The organism is Acinetobacter sp. YH12043, assembly GCF_013419915.1.
GTDB lineage: Bacteria > Pseudomonadota > Gammaproteobacteria > Pseudomonadales > Moraxellaceae > Acinetobacter.
This window is the reverse complement of the sequence record NZ_VOZD01000021.1, coordinates 1-13,784: the sequence shown is the minus strand read 5'-3', so window position 1 is coordinate 13,784 and position 13,784 is coordinate 1. Positions and strand designations below refer to the sequence as shown.

Below are 13,784 nucleotides of genomic sequence, written 5' to 3'. Positions count from 1 at the left end.
TAGGAGATTCTCATGGCGACTATGCAATGTGACGTTGTAAGTGTTCAAGAGTCTTTGTACTCAGGCACTGTAACTATGCTAATTGCTAAAGGTGCTGGCGGTGAGTTAGGTATTATGCCTGGTCACGCTCCGCTGGTAACTTTGCTCCAACCTGGCGCGATCCGCGTTATTTTGGAAAACGGTACAGAAGAATTAATCTATGTATCTGGTGGTGTTCTAGAAGTTCAACCGCATGTTGTTACGGTTCTTGCTGATACAGCAGTCCGTGCAGAAAACTTGGATGAAGCTGCAATTATTGAAGCGCGTAAACACGCTGAACAATTGCTAGCAAATCAAAAGAGCGATTTGGACTCTGCTGCTGCTTTGGCTGCTCTTGCAGAAACTGCTGCTCAGCTGGAAACGATCCGCAAAATCAAAAACCGTGCAATGTAATTGCTGGTTTAAGATTGAAAAAACCACCCGAAAGGGTGGTTTTTTTATATAAAAACTATTTTGAAAAAAGTTACCAGATTTTAGCCTTATGAATAATTATTTTAAGAAAACTATATAGCTCTAATTTGTACCACTCGATATAACTTTTACCTGCGCTGCGTAATCTTTTGAACCAATCTGTAAGCAAAGTCATAGTCAGAAAAAAACAATGCTAAGTTGATATGGCGTCTTTAAGTTTTTCAGATTTATTCAATAAAAAGTTTCACGGTTCTACTACCTCTGTCACGACGCAAATCACGTTGTTATCCATTTATAAAAATTGAATTGGCCAAGCAGGGATCTAATTATGAGTTATCAATCCATTAACCCCTTTAACAACCAGAAATTAAAAGATTATCCGTCACACACTGATCAAGATATCCAAAATGCCTTGGATACCGCAGAAAAAATCCTGAAGTCGGATTGGACTCAACAAGTAGATACCCGGATTGAGGTACTTAGCAAACTGGCAAACAATATGCGGGAACGCAAGTCAGAACTGGCTAAAATCATGACACTGGATATGGGTAAGCTGATCAAGCAGAGTGAAGGTGAGATCGAAAGCTGTGCCAAAATTGCTGAGTATTATGCAGATCATGCCAAAGAGTTTTTAGCGCCAGTTTCTTATGAAACGGAACTAGGAGAAGCATGGGTAGAGCATCATCCCTTAGGCATCATCATGGCAGTAGAACCCTGGAACTTTCCTTTTTATCAGTTGATGCGTGTCTTTGCCCCAAACTGCGCGATTGGCAACCCTGTGGTAGCCAAGCATGCCAGCATCGTTCCGCAATGTGCTGAAGCCTTTGAACAATTGATTCTGGATGCAGGCGCGCCGAAAGGTGTGTGGATTAATTTATTTATTAGTAGCGATCAGGTTGCAGATATTATCGCGGATCCGCGTGTACAAGGCGTTGCTCTCACAGGTTCAGAAGGCGCAGGGCGTGCAGTAGCAGGGCAAGCTGGGAAACATGTCACCAAATCGACACTAGAATTAGGCGGTAATGATGTATTTATTGTGCTGGATGATGCTGATCTGGAAAAAGCGATCAAAATCGGCTGTCAGGCACGCGTTAATAACACGGGGCAGGTTTGTACAGCAGCTAAACGTTTTATCCTGCATGAGAAAATTGCGGAACAATTTAAATCGGGCATGATCAAGGTCTTTGAAGGCTTAAAAATTGGTGATCCGTTGGATTCTGAAACTACACTTGGCCCACTGTCCTCAGCAGATGCGTTGGAAAAACTGACCAAGCAGGTTGATAAGGCAGTAGAGAATGGCGCGAAAGTCGTGACTGGTGGTAAGCCTTATGAGCATGAAGGTAATTTCTATCAGCCAACTATTCTGGAAAATATCAGCCGTGATAATCCGGCCTGGTATGAAGAATTCTTTGGTCCTGTGGCACAGATCTATGTCGCAAAAGATGAAGATGAAATTGTATCGATTGCCAATGATTCTAATTATGGTCTCGGAGGCGTGATTCATTCACAAAATATTGAGCGGGCGAAAAAGCTGGCTTCACGTGTAGAAACTGGCATGATCTGGATCAACTGGTATACCGATACTGCGCCAGAGCTGCCATTTGGCGGGATCAAAAATTCAGGTTATGGTCATGAACTTTCAATTGATGGTTTCAAAGAATTTGTGCAGAAACGTCTGGTTGTCGTAAAAAGCCCAAAAAATAATATTTAATTTCTAAAATAAAGAAGCCACTTAAACAGTGGCTTCTTTTTGAACGAGATATCAGCGTAAATCAAGTATTTTCTGTTTCAGCTTCTGATGAAGCATCTTTATCTGAGTTTTGAATCAGCATGCCTGCCAGTTTAAGCATTTCAGCTTGCACACTAACCATCTGGCTTTCAATTTTCTTTAAATCAACCTGACTGAAATCGACTTGGCCATTCAGTAAAGGAGAAGCCAGAACCTGTTGATTGGCACTCATAATATTGCTACGTACCTGATCAATTTCCTGACTTTTTAAATTCAGTTCACCTAAAGCCTGATTAAAGCCTGTCAACTGTTGTTGTAACTTGCCTGCTGTAGCTTGCAGTTGCTCGGTATCTTTAGTATCCACCGCAGTTTGCAGATCAGTTTGGGTTTGTTTTAACTGTTCAACATAACTCCCTGCCTTGAATTGCAGATCAGCTACATCACGCACCATATAAAACATATTGCCAGACTTCAGCTCTGTTTGCGCAGTCGTCGTGCGATCACTTTGCTGTACAGGTTCAAGATCAGTAGAAAGCGTACTTTGTTCTTGCTCGACCGGTGCTTCGGTCGCCTGTTCACAGCCCATTAATAAAATGCCTGAGCTAAATAGGGCAAAAGGAAGAAGAGCATTTACAAGAATCTTGGACATAAAATCGTGGTCTCGGAGCAGGTGGTTCTAATGCATGACTATAAGAATAAAATGTGGAGATAAAAAAGATTGTTGCAAAGTCATAACAAATATTTTGAATACAAAAGATTAAGACATTAAAAAAGAGTGCCGAAGCACTCTTTTTCACCGAGGAGGATAAAACTTATCCTGCAATAATTTTGATAATGTTATGGCTCATCACATTGGTCAGGATATAGTCACCATTTACTTTGATCCATTGCTGGTTTTTACCAGGTTTGCTGAGTTTTTTGTATTTGCTGTGATCTACCTTGTACATTTTGCTCTGGAACTGAGCTGGTACTTTTTGACCTACGCGCCAATCGCGTGAAGGATCTATTTTCTTATGTACCTGTTTATGCTGTTGAGCGTGTGCAGGAGATTTATGCTGTGCGTGATACTGTTGCTGAACATGCGTTTTTTGTGGCTGATGGTGTTGCGAGTGATGCTCTGGAGCTGCAGCAAAAGCTGAAGTCGCCACAAGTGTACTAGATAATGAAAATACGACTGCTTTTACTAAGTTTTTCATGTTTTGAACCTATCGTTATCTCTCTTGGGATAACTGCATTTTAGGCTTAACTCATTGATAAATATGGAATGAAGTGTTGTAGAAAAATAAAAATTAAGCGTAAATCATGGAGATTTTAGAGCTAAGTAAATCTGGTTGTAAGTATTTGATTTTTATTTAAATAATAAGTATCTATTATTGAAATAGATACTTACATTACTGTTACAAATTATTTGGCCAATTCTGCATTGATTGCATCTCGCAAGCGAGCATCATCTGCCGGAATATTTGGCGCAAAACGCGCGACCACTTCACCTTGCTTGTTGACCAGGAATTTTTCAAAGTTCCACAGCACTTCTGGTAATTCATTTGGCGTATTGCCAAAACTTTTCAGGCGCTCTGCAAAATCTTCGCCGCCTGTACGTTGCGGCTGAGCTTGGGTCAGATAATGGTAAAGAGGATGCTGATCTTCACCCACGACAGAGATCTTGGAGAATAGCGGGAAATCCACATTGTAGTTCAGACTGCAGAACTGCTGGATTTCCTCGTCTGTGCCCGGTTCCTGACCTTTAAAGTTATTCGCAGGAAAAGCCAGAATTTCCAGTCCTTCGGTTTTTTTCTCATTATAAAGTTTCTGCAGTCCTTCATATTGTGGGGTTAAACCACATTTCGATGCGACATTTACAATCAGCAGGACTTTGTCCTGATAATTGGACAAAGTCGTATTTTCTCCAGTGACGGTTTTTACCGGAATCTCATAAATGGACTGGCTCATATTATTTTGCTCGAATTGTTATGGAAATAGACTCATGTTTTATCGGGTCTGGGCGGTTTCAGCAAACATAAATTTTAGATAAGTTTGTGAAAAAAATATGAAATTCAATGTTTATGCCTATGAGCTAGGTCGGCTAAACTGGTCATCAGTTGCAACCGACCTATTTAAAAAGACTTATTTAGCAAGCTCAGCATTGATTGCATCCAGCAGGCGTGAATCATCTGCCGTGATATCCGGTGCAAAACGTGCAACGACTTCCCCCTGTTTGTTCACCAGGAATTTTTCAAAGTTCCAGAGGACTTCAGGCGGTTCATTTGGAGTCAGGCCATAGTCGACCAGATCTTTCCACCATGGACCTTCACCGATACGTTCTGGTACAGCCTGAGTCAAAGTGGCATACAAAGGATGTTTGGCTTTACCCACGACCGGAATTTTGGCAAACAGCGGGAAATCCACCTGATAGTTCAGGGAACAGAAGTCCTGAATTTCCTTTTCACTTCCAGGTTCCTGTTCCAGAAAATCATTGGAAGGGAAACCTAAGATTTCCAGTCCTTCGACTTTTTTATCATCATAGAGCTTTTGCAAGCCTTCGTATTGTGGAGTGAGGCCGCATTTTGATGCCACATTTACCAGCAGTAAGACTTTGCCTTGATACTGGTTCAGCGTCGTGTCCGTTCCTTGAATCGTTTTTACCGGAATGTCATACACAGAAGTGCTCATCGGATTTCCTTTTTATTAAATGAATGAGGGCTATTTGTTTTAACGGGTATTTAAATACAGTACAAGTCGGAATCAGTGAAATGCTTACTGGCCGGCTACAAATAGCATTAATTTTAGTTGAAAAATCAATTATGCTTAGGCACTTGCCAAGAAGCATAGATTAACAATAGATAGAGACAGGGATGAAGTTATGACGCAGCAGCAAAAAACAATGTGGTGGGCCATGCTGCTTCCCTTGACTGCGGTCCTGATCTGGTCATTGAATATGACCGTTACCCGTTATGTGGCGGATTATATTTCTCCCTTAAGTATCAGTTTTTATCGCTGGGTTCTGGCTCTGCTGATTTTAACGCCGTTAATGTGGCCCAAGGTTCGCAAAGCCTGGCCGGAAATTCGACCGCATCTGGGGCATCTGGCTGTCTTAAGTGCATTGGGCATGGTGTTGTATCAAGGCCTGGCTTATACCTCAGCACATTATACCAGTGCCACCAATATGGGCCTGATCAATGCCTTTATTCCAATTTTTACTATTATTGTCGGAATCTTTGTTTTACATGTTCGTCCCACTTTAATGGCGGTGATTGGTAGTATTTTGTCTTTTATTGGTCTGATGTATGTGATGGGGCAGGGGCAATGGGCACATTTACTGGATGCAGGAGATCATTATATTGGTGATCTGCTGATGCTGATTGCGGTATTTTTCTATGCCTGTTATGGCGTTTTGCTCAAAAAATGGCAGATCCAGATTCCGCTATTGGTTAGTCTGTATATGCAGATTTTTTTGGCCGTTCTCTATCACATTCCTTTAGTGTTGTACTCAGGTCTGGATGCTATTAATAGTAATAACGCAGCAAGTATTATTTATGCCGGAATTTTTCCTTCTATTGCTGCCCCATTCTTATGGATGATGGCTGTACAACAACTTGGTCCAAACCGCAGCAGTATTTTTATGAATTTGATGCCGGTCTTTACGGCGTTAATCGCTTATTTATGGTTATCTGAAGCCTGGACAATCTACCATAGCATTGGTGGTGCCATTATTCTAGTAGGTATTTTATTGGCGCAATACCCTGCTAAACCCAAGGTTTAAGCGATCAAATAAAGAGTTAAAGTTTTATTTGTTTAATATTTGAATAAATGATTACATTATTTTTACAGTATTATTCCTTAAATTTAGTGATTATGGATATAAAAATAAATTATTAAAAATTAACTTCATTTTAAAACTGAAACAAAAATAGCAAGATATTTTGAATTTTGATTAAATTTTAAATATTTTTAATAGAAAAAATGTATTAATAAATTGTTTTATTATATTTGCTGTTGTGACGGATTTCTCGCATAATGCCCGCATCGAGAATGATGAATCAGAAAAAACCTAGATTTATCAAACTCCCAGAGATTTACAGACCCTCTGGATGTGATAATACACATCCTTTTTTATGCTCAACCATCCCTATATGGTTGAGCTTTTTTTTTGTCTTAAAACTTTAGTCGGCTTGAAAAGAAAAATGACTGAGCAAAGGCTCAGTCACGAATAATTTCACCTGTTACAGCATCAATAATCCGGCTTGGTTTCTGGCTCAGTCCCAGATCGCCATTCAGATAATTTAGGTCCTGACCAAAATAACGCATGGCATCTTGCAGGGAACGTGCAGGTTCTAAGCCGGCAGGATTGGCACTGGTTGAAACAATAAAACCGCCAAAAGCCTGACACAAGGCTACACAAAGAGGATGAGTGGTCACGCGCACTGCCACTTTAGGGTGTTTGCCTTTAATCCAGCCTGGAATATCGTCATTGGCAGGGAGTAACCAGGTGGTTGCCCGGTCTGTAGGTCGATCATTACTCCAAGACTCAATTACTTTTTCACGCATTTCTTCACTTAGATCCTGAAGTAAATGTTCCACTTGTGAAATATGAGCTGCGAGTAAAATCACGCCTTTTTCAATCGGGCGCTGTTTTAAGGTTAAAATCTGGTGAAATGCCTGTTCATTATAGGGGTCGCAACCTAAACCCCAAACAGCCTCTGTAGGGTATGCCAAGACCTGTCCAGCTTTGAGACATTCAGCTGCTTCGGCAACAGAGGTGGTGATCATGTGTATACCTTATCAAAACAAGAAGTGTCTATTGTGAACCTTATTTATGTGGACGACAACGTAGATACATGCCGGCTTGCTGGGTGCAAAAGCCAAGTAGCTCCAGTTCCATCAATTGACTGGTCAGAGAAGAGACATCCTGTTGCAGATGATGACTGAGATGATCCAGATCCTGTCCGACCCAGTCTAACTGGTTATAAAGTCTGAGCAGATGAGGCGGTATGTGTGCAGGAAGTTCATCCGCCATGTCATGTTGTACTTCATTTTGTAAGGCTTGCCATTGGGTCGCCAAAGCCAGTTCTTCAATCACCTGTTGCGGGTGATCAATTAGAATCGCGCCTTCACGAATCAGCTGATGGCAACCCTTATGATATTCGCTATAAATATGTCCCGGAATGGCAAATACGGTTTTGCCTTGTTCGGCAGCCAGTTTGGCCGTAATTAGAGAGCCGCTTTTTAAGGTCGCTTCAGCCACAATGACTCCGAGACTTAAACCGCTGACAATCCGGTTACGCCGTGGAAAGTGATGCTGCAAGGGTGGAGTCTCTGGCAGAAACTCGGTAATGACCGCACCACCATGCGCAATAATCTCCTGGCGCAATTGTGCATGTTGAGAAGGGTAGGTCTGATCCAGTCCAGTCCCCATCACTGCAATGGTGCCCTGATATTTTAATCCTGCCCGATGTGCTGCTTCATCTATGCCTTGTGCTAATCCACTATTAATATAGAAACCCTGTTCACTCAAATAAAAGGAAAAATCATAAGCTACTTGCCGGCCGTGAGGACTCGGCTTGCGACTTCCTACAACCGCAATTTGAGCCTGAAGCAATGTATCCGGCTGACCTTGACCAAAAATAATTGGTGGTTTGTCTACATAGTGGCTGAGTTGCTGCGGATAGTGCAGATCATGATAGAGCAGGATGAAATCACTATCTCGTTGAACTTTTTCCAGACAGCGCTGAAATTTCTGTTGTGATTCTGGAAGCGAGAAGTCTTTCAAGCGTTGGATATGATTGGCATGAATGCCAAGCGCCTGCCAGGTGGGCACCTGATCAGGCTGTAGGGCTGTGGTCAGACTTGAATAATGCTGACTGATTTTATAGAAGCTCGAAAGAGAATGCTGAACCAGATACCATAACGTCAGTGTTTCCAGTTGCACGCGTGATAACGAGTTCAGCATATCGAGACCTATATGTGTGTCTTCTTATTCTTTCAGTTGTAAAGTTAGATCAATCTATTATTCATCTAACAATGGCGCTTGAATATTGGCACCCACCTTGATAGGTAACTCACTTTCCAGCACATAAGCATAGCTCAGTTGGTCAAAAGTTTTAAAGACCATCAGATTGCCAATGCGCTCACCTGGAAGCTGTACGCGCTCTTTGGTTTTCGGATCAGTCACCACTTCACCTTTCTGGTTTACGCTGAAGACATGACCAGTCTGAACCCCATGTGCCGTACCACGGTCAATCGTCACGACACTATGACGCGCAGCGGTACCAATTGAACCCAGTACACGCACAATCTGACCGCCAGCTACAGTATTCTCTGCATTCACTGGATAGAACAGGGTAGGCAACATCGGATCGTATTCTGGCAGGACACGGTCACCACGACGCACTTCGGCATTGTAGCTGTCGGTTAATTCCAGCGTGGTGACATCACCTTCGCCACGTACTGCGATTCCGGAAGCAACCTGTTGCAACTCTAGAGCAGCCGTGTATTTCTTGCCATTGGCATCGGTAAAGACATAAGGGTCTGCTTCACGATATACCGCATAACGCTGGCCAACCACCAGACCATTCCCGCGTGCATAGACCTTCTGGCCTTTACCTGCCAATACGCGCTGGTCTGCAGTGCCGAGAATGTAAGGCGTACCCTGAACTGAATCTGCTGCCACAATGGTATAGCGTTCCAGCCATTGCTGGATATGCGCCAGTGGAATCACTGGAATTGTGTTATTTAAAGATTCAACACGAACCTGTGGCTGTAGCGAAGTACTGCCGATATAACGACTGATAATGCCTTCACAGCCATCACCTTCATCTTTACCGATAATTGGACGGCCTTGATAGTCACACATCAACAGGCGGTCACCCGGGAAAATCCAATGTGGATTTTTCACGTGCTTGTTACTGGCCCAGATTTCTGGCCAACGCACCGGATTTTTTAAGAAACGTTTTGAAATATCCCACAATGTATCGCCTTTTTTGACCACGTAGACATTGGGCGCACTGGCTTTTAAAGCAGGTGGATTGACGTTACGGGCAGGAGCTGCCTCGGCTGAATACATTGTCCCCATACTCACTCCGACACAAACTGCCAGTGCGAGCATTTGATTTTTTAACCCCAAGGCACTAAAAAATGGCATGCCCTTCAAAACCTTTTTCATTATCATAATTCCTAAAATTATGTGCGTAGTTGCGTTATAATAACGATCTTACACACATTTTTTTGATGAAGCATTCCCTTCATTTGGTTTTTTGATCAATGGCATAATTGAGGACGCAGTATGGCCTTATTACCTATTTTAAGTTTCCCGGATCCCCGTCTTCGTACCATTGCACAACCAGTCGAAGAAGTTACTGATGAAATTCGTCAGCTCGCTGCAGATATGTTTGAAACCATGTATGAAGCGCCAGGCATCGGACTCGCCGCGACCCAAGTTGATCGTCATATTCAGCTGATTGTGATGGACCTGTCTGAAAACAAAGATCAACCCATGGTGTTCATTAACCCCAAAATCACACCATTGACTGAAGAAACACAGCCTTATGAAGAGGGCTGTCTATCAGTTCCTCAAATATACGATAAAGTTGAGCGTCCGTCACGCGTAAAAATCGAGGCAATTGGTCTGGATGGTCAACCCTTTGAACAAGAGGCTGATGGACTTCTCGCTGTGTGCATCCAACATGAAATGGATCACTTAAATGGTAAACTTTTTGTGGATTATCTGTCGCCATTGAAACGTCAGCGTGCCCGTGAAAAAGTAGAAAAACTGGTTCGCCAGCGCAATAAAGAAAAAGTTGCAGTTAAACGCTAGGACTCTTTTCCCAAGCAATTTTTATGCTTCAACAAGCCCAATTTCGATTGGGCTTTGTTATACTTAGCCCAGACAAATTCAAGGGTTTGCCTATGGTCCTGCGGGGAGGTCTGCTACTTTCCTTTGTGGCGGTATTTCTACAGATTGCTGTGTTCTTACAGCCTTTGCTGCCGAAGCAATATCAGGTTGCTCCGGTCTGTGAAACCATCACGCGCGCCCTTTTAGTTTCCTCTCATGTTCATTCTGAACATTCTGCCCATCATCACCTTGATCAGCATCCTATTTCCTCAGACTCCATGGCGCATGAACACGATGCCAGTCATCAGTGTCAGTACTGTACTGTCTATGGCAACCTGGTTTTGCCGCCTAAGCTTGAAGTGAAAGAAGTCCTGGATCGAATTCAGGTCAGACTCTTGGCTTTTGAACAAGCCTTTAAGCATGTCTGGTTTATCCTTCAGCGACTCTTTTTAATCCCGCAGGGACGGGCACCGCCACTGTTTGCATAAATCCACGTTGTTTTGCCTGGGTCTTGAATGACTCGGATTGTGTTTAATTTATGTATTCAGTGAGATTGAAAATGGCTCAGTCTAAATTCTTGTTACAGCCCCTTGCGGCTGCGATTTGTGTTGCCTGTTATTCATCAGTGGTTATGGCCAATGAAAGCATGCCTGTACAAACCATGGCGCCGATTGTGGTGACTTCAACTGCCGGTAATGATGCCAATGGTCTGATTGTTCGTGCTGATCCCAAACAGCCGATTCAGCCAGTGCCAGCAACCGATGGCGCAGATTATCTGCAAAGTATTGTGGGTTTTAGTTCAGTCAATAGTGGCGCAGGAACCAATGGGGATGTCACTTTCCGCGGTATGTTCGGTTCACGAATTAAAATTTTAACGGATGGCACGGAAAACCTGGGGGCCTGTCCAAGCCGGATGGATTCGCCCACCTCCTATATTTCCCCGGAAAGCTATGACCAGATTTCGGTCATTAAAGGTCCGCAGACGGTGCAATATGCCAATACCGGTTCAGCCGCAACCGTCATTTTTGAGCGTTCACCTGAACAGTTTGATGCAGACAATCACTATCGCGGTCAGGCCAGTGTCCTGCTGGGCTCCTTCGGACGTCTTGACCATAATGTTGAAGTTGCAGCAGGTGATGCACAGAAATATATTCGCCTGAATACCAGCCGCTCTGTTTCAGACAGTTATAAAGATGGTAATGGCACGACTGTTCCTTCCGATTGGGAGCGCTGGAATGCCGACATTGCATTAGGCTGGACACCGGATAGCGATACCTGGGTAGAGTTGACCGGGGGCAAGGCGGATGGTGAAGCTGTGTATGCCGGCCGTGCAATGGATGGCTCCAAGTTTGCCCGTGAAAGTCTGGGTTTGCGTGTTGAAAAGAGAAATGTCAGCGATGTGATCAAGAAAATTGAAGCACAGGTAAACTACAATTTTAATGACCATGTCATGGATAACTATAGTCTGCGCGAGTTCAAGCCTGGCGGTATGATGAGTATGCCTATGGCCACCAATGTAGCGCGTAAGACATTGAATGCGCGTATGGCCGTGACCAGTGAATGGGATAAATTACAGCTGATTACAGGTATCGACAGCCAGAATAATCAGCATAGCAAACGTAACGGAAATCTGATGACAGCGTATCAGAATAAGCCACGTATTAAAGATATGGAGTTCCAGTCGATCGGTGGTTTCGGTGAGCTCAGTTATGAGGTCAGTGATAATCATAAGTTGGTGAGTGGCCTGCGTCTGGATCAGGTCAAAGTAGAAGCAGTGGAGTCAAACCAGGAGCGTAAAAAAACTTTACCAAGCGCTTTTTTGCGTTTTGAGAATCAGCATCCAGACCATGATGATGGCAAGACTTATATGGGTATTGGCTATGTCGAACGTATGCCGGATTACTGGGAGCTGTTCAGTCCAAAATCAGGCAATGGTCATCCAAATACCTTTAAGAACATTGATACTGAAAAAACTTTACAGCTGGATATTGGCTACCAGCATGAACATGGTAATTTCAGTTCATGGGCATCGGCATATGCAGGTGTGATCAATGATTACATCCTCACGACTTACTTGCCAACAGGTAATATGGGAATGTTAGAAGCACATAGCCGAAATGTAGATGCAACAGTGGCAGGTGCAGAAGTCGGAATCGGATATCAGTTTACTGATGCGATTCAGGCTGATCTGAGTGCGATGTATGCTTGGGGTAAAAATACCAGTGACAATACGCCGTTGCCACAGATTTCACCTTTGGAAGCTCGGGTAAATTTACGTTATATCCAGGATAACTATACTTTGGGTGCCTACTGGCGCCTGGTCGATGGTCAGAACCGAATTAGTGAGCGTGAAGGCAATATTGTCGGCTATGATCTTAAGCAAAGTGCTGGTTTTGGTACTCTCTCTTTAAATGGTACATATCATGTAAATGACAACATGGATCTTTCTGTGGGTGTCGATAACGTACTGGACCGTACCTATGCCGAGCATTTGAACAAGATGGGCAGTTCCGGTTTTGGATTTGCTGCCAATGAGCAATTTAATAATATCGGACGGAATTACTGGGCAAGAATCAGTATGAAATTCTAATTTGAACTGAAAACAAACAAAAAGCAGGAGTTTTTTCCTGCTTTTTGTTTATGGTAGTAATTTAAATTCATGTTTATCAGTAAGTTAATATTGTTTTGTTTTGCATTAAATAATAACTCAAACTTTTATTAAAATAATTTTTATAAATAAAACAGTAACTTATGAATTTTATGGATTATAAAATAAACATGCGTTTGTAAAGTTTAAAAAATGGGGTTGCAAGCCCCCTGAAATACTGTAGAATGCACATCCATCGGCGGTGATGAAGATTAAAACTTCTGATAAAACAGTAACTTAGCATGAAATGGTTAAGTTGGGTTTTAGAAAGAAAGTTTAAAAATAATTTTCATTACTGGTTGACTTTCTAGAGATAGAGAGTAATATAGCCGACCTAGCTTGCTACTGACGAAGTAGCAAGAAGATCATTAAGAGATTATGAAGAACAACTTGTGTGGATTTTTACTGGTTGATTGATCGAAATTATTTTCATTGATTGATTGGTTTAAATTACTCGAAGTTTATTTGAGCGAAATTTAAGTCAGAAAATTGATGAGCCAAGTTTAAGAGTTTTACTTATAAAACTCGAAATGATTTTAACTGAAGAGTTTGATCATGGCTCAGATTGAACGCTGGCGGCAGGCTTAACACATGCAAGTCGAGCGGGGATAGGGTGCTTGCACCTGATTCCTAGCGGCGGACGGGTGAGTAATGCTTAGGAATCTGCCTATTAGTGGGGGACAACGTTCCGAAAGGGACGCTAATACCGCATACGTCCTACGGGAGAAAGCAGGGGATCTTCGGACCTTGCGCTAATAGATGAGCCTAAGTCGGATTAGCTAGTTGGTGGGGTAAAGGCCTACCAAGGCGACGATCTGTAGCGGGTCTGAGAGGATGATCCGCCACACTGGGACTGAGACACGGCCCAGACTCCTACGGGAGGCAGCAGTGGGGAATATTGGACAATGGGGGGAACCCTGATCCAGCCATGCCGCGTGTGTGAAGAAGGCCTTTTGGTTGTAAAGCACTTTAAGCGAGGAGGAGGCTTACCTGGTTAATACCCGGGATAAGTGGACGTTACTCGCAGAATAAGCACCGGCTAACTCTGTGCCAGCAGCCGCGGTAATACAGAGGGTGCAAGCGTTAATCGGATTTACTGGGCGTAAAGCGCGCGTAGGTGGCTAATTAAG

Annotated in this window: 13 protein-coding genes and 1 rRNA gene; 7 read left to right on the top strand and 7 right to left on the bottom strand. The window is 43.1% G+C overall.

What is annotated here, in order from left to right; translation table 11 throughout:
- The first annotated feature begins 12 nt into the window (after positions 1 to 12).
- Positions 13 to 432, top strand: a complete 420-nt coding sequence (locus FTU01_RS10945; protein ID WP_004780711.1) for a F0F1 ATP synthase subunit epsilon — start codon at positions 13 to 15, stop codon at positions 430 to 432.
- Positions 433 to 778: 346 nt separating this feature from the next.
- Positions 779 to 2,161 (top strand): NAD-dependent succinate-semialdehyde dehydrogenase, encoded by a 1,383-nt coding sequence (locus FTU01_RS10940; protein WP_180139099.1) that lies wholly within the window; start codon positions 779 to 781, stop codon positions 2,159 to 2,161.
- Positions 2,162 to 2,222: 61 nt separating this feature from the next.
- Here the strand turns inward: FTU01_RS10940 and FTU01_RS10935 are convergent, their stop codons facing one another.
- The 4 genes from FTU01_RS10935 to FTU01_RS10920 all read right to left on the bottom strand — a co-directional run bounded on the left by FTU01_RS10935 (position 2,223) and on the right by FTU01_RS10920 (position 4,849).
- On the bottom strand, positions 2,223 to 2,828 hold the full coding sequence (locus FTU01_RS10935; protein WP_159124343.1) for a hypothetical protein: 606 nt from the start codon (positions 2,826 to 2,828) through the stop codon (positions 2,223 to 2,225).
- A 163-nt stretch (positions 2,829 to 2,991) separates the two neighbouring features.
- Complete coding sequence (locus tag FTU01_RS10930; protein ID WP_034171538.1) at positions 2,992 to 3,375, bottom strand: RcnB family protein; 384 nt, start codon at positions 3,373 to 3,375, stop codon at positions 2,992 to 2,994.
- 208 nt (positions 3,376 to 3,583) lie between these two features.
- Complete coding sequence (locus FTU01_RS10925) at positions 3,584 to 4,129, bottom strand: glutathione peroxidase (RefSeq protein WP_180018515.1); 546 nt, start codon at positions 4,127 to 4,129, stop codon at positions 3,584 to 3,586.
- 174 nt (positions 4,130 to 4,303) lie between these two features.
- A complete protein-coding gene (locus tag FTU01_RS10920) occupies positions 4,304 to 4,849 on the bottom strand; it encodes a glutathione peroxidase (RefSeq protein ID WP_180031874.1) in 546 nt (181 codons plus the stop codon).
- 190 nt (positions 4,850 to 5,039) lie between these two features.
- On the opposite strand from FTU01_RS10920, the gene FTU01_RS10915 reads away from it, so the two are divergent.
- On the top strand, positions 5,040 to 5,939 hold the full coding sequence (locus FTU01_RS10915) for a DMT family transporter (RefSeq protein ID WP_180031876.1): 900 nt from the start codon (positions 5,040 to 5,042) through the stop codon (positions 5,937 to 5,939).
- A 437-nt stretch (positions 5,940 to 6,376) separates the two neighbouring features.
- Here the strand turns inward: FTU01_RS10915 and FTU01_RS10910 are convergent, their stop codons facing one another.
- From FTU01_RS10910 to FTU01_RS10900, 3 genes are read right to left on the bottom strand one after another with little or no spacing between them, the layout of a single operon-like run.
- On the bottom strand, positions 6,377 to 6,946 hold the full coding sequence (locus FTU01_RS10910; protein WP_034171542.1) for an L-threonylcarbamoyladenylate synthase: 570 nt from the start codon (positions 6,944 to 6,946) through the stop codon (positions 6,377 to 6,379).
- Positions 6,947 to 6,986: 40 nt separating this feature from the next.
- Complete coding sequence (dprA, locus tag FTU01_RS10905) at positions 6,987 to 8,126, bottom strand: DNA-processing protein DprA (protein ID WP_180031879.1); 1,140 nt, start codon at positions 8,124 to 8,126, stop codon at positions 6,987 to 6,989.
- Positions 8,127 to 8,183: 57 nt separating this feature from the next.
- The gene (locus FTU01_RS10900) at positions 8,184 to 9,338 is read right to left on the bottom strand and encodes a LysM peptidoglycan-binding domain-containing protein (protein ID WP_180034228.1); all 1,155 of its coding nucleotides are present in this window, start codon (positions 9,336 to 9,338) and stop codon (positions 8,184 to 8,186) included.
- A gap of 120 nt (positions 9,339 to 9,458) precedes the next feature.
- Here FTU01_RS10900 and def point away from each other — a divergent pair, with 120 nt between their 5' ends.
- The 4 genes from def to FTU01_RS10880 form a co-directional block, all read left to right on the top strand.
- Entirely contained in the window at positions 9,459 to 9,989 is a 531-nt protein-coding gene (gene def, locus FTU01_RS10895) for a peptide deformylase (RefSeq protein ID WP_004780730.1), read from the top strand.
- A 92-nt stretch (positions 9,990 to 10,081) separates the two neighbouring features.
- Positions 10,082 to 10,495 carry a DUF2946 family protein gene (locus tag FTU01_RS10890; RefSeq protein ID WP_180018519.1) on the top strand — a complete coding sequence of 138 codons (414 nt, stop codon included), beginning with the start codon at positions 10,082 to 10,084 and terminating at the stop codon, positions 10,493 to 10,495.
- A gap of 71 nt (positions 10,496 to 10,566) precedes the next feature.
- Entirely contained in the window at positions 10,567 to 12,597 is a 2,031-nt protein-coding gene (locus FTU01_RS10885; protein ID WP_180018521.1) for a TonB-dependent copper receptor, read from the top strand.
- A 594-nt stretch (positions 12,598 to 13,191) separates the two neighbouring features.
- Positions 13,192 to 13,784 (top strand): 16S ribosomal RNA (locus FTU01_RS10880); the annotation flags it as partial.

Coding starts and splice junctions, on each gene's coding strand:
- FTU01_RS10945 (WP_004780711.1), top strand. CDS start 13: ATGGCGACTATGCAATGTGACGTTGTAAGTGTTCAAGAGTCTTTGTAC.
- FTU01_RS10940 (WP_180139099.1), top strand. CDS start 779: ATGAGTTATCAATCCATTAACCCCTTTAACAACCAGAAATTAAAAGAT.
- FTU01_RS10935 (WP_159124343.1), bottom strand. CDS start 2,828: ATGTCCAAGATTCTTGTAAATGCTCTTCTTCCTTTTGCCCTATTTAGC.
- FTU01_RS10930 (WP_034171538.1), bottom strand. CDS start 3,375: ATGAAAAACTTAGTAAAAGCAGTCGTATTTTCATTATCTAGTACACTT.
- FTU01_RS10925 (WP_180018515.1), bottom strand. CDS start 4,129: ATGAGCCAGTCCATTTATGAGATTCCGGTAAAAACCGTCACTGGAGAA.
- FTU01_RS10920 (WP_180031874.1), bottom strand. CDS start 4,849: ATGAGCACTTCTGTGTATGACATTCCGGTAAAAACGATTCAAGGAACG.
- FTU01_RS10915 (WP_180031876.1), top strand. CDS start 5,040: ATGACGCAGCAGCAAAAAACAATGTGGTGGGCCATGCTGCTTCCCTTG.
- FTU01_RS10910 (WP_034171542.1), bottom strand. CDS start 6,946: ATGATCACCACCTCTGTTGCCGAAGCAGCTGAATGTCTCAAAGCTGGA.
- dprA (WP_180031879.1), bottom strand. CDS start 8,126: ATGCTGAACTCGTTATCACGCGTGCAACTGGAAACACTGACGTTATGG.
- FTU01_RS10900 (WP_180034228.1), bottom strand. CDS start 9,338: ATGAAAAAGGTTTTGAAGGGCATGCCATTTTTTAGTGCCTTGGGGTTA.
- def (WP_004780730.1), top strand. CDS start 9,459: ATGGCCTTATTACCTATTTTAAGTTTCCCGGATCCCCGTCTTCGTACC.
- FTU01_RS10890 (WP_180018519.1), top strand. CDS start 10,082: ATGGTCCTGCGGGGAGGTCTGCTACTTTCCTTTGTGGCGGTATTTCTA.
- FTU01_RS10885 (WP_180018521.1), top strand. CDS start 10,567: ATGGCTCAGTCTAAATTCTTGTTACAGCCCCTTGCGGCTGCGATTTGT.